The organism is Cohnella baijiui, from assembly GCF_020731285.1.
In the GTDB taxonomy this organism is placed as follows: domain Bacteria; phylum Bacillota; class Bacilli; order Paenibacillales; family Paenibacillaceae; genus Cohnella.
In genome coordinates this window covers 1-253 of the sequence record NZ_JAJFOW010000293.1, presented here as the reverse complement: position 1 = coordinate 253, position 253 = coordinate 1, and the positions used below count along the sequence as shown (strand labels likewise).

The window sequence follows — 253 nt, the reverse complement described above, 5'->3', positions numbered from 1 at the left end:
CCCTCCATTCCCCAGATTTCTTCGAGAAAAACATGCTGTCCCATAAATGCAGAGAGGGGATCGTGTAAGAAGGACTGCGCCGCTTCCGAAAAGAAGCGGATGCCAAACAAGGACTGAGCTTCAGAAAGATTCAACACTTCAAATCGGGTCATTACGCCTTCGACAAAAGCAGCTTTCCAGTTGGAAGGCGACAGGCGGTCTACGATAATATCGATACAGCCATCAGGGATGATGCGGTGCAGTTGATTTCCAG

Annotated in this window: 1 protein-coding gene; it reads right to left on the bottom strand. The window is 49.0% G+C overall.

The annotated features are described in order from the left end of the window. Nucleotides 1-253: DUF6597 domain-containing transcriptional factor (locus tag LKX83_RS32695; protein WP_370639180.1), on the bottom strand; the 253-nt coding region annotated here is incomplete at both ends.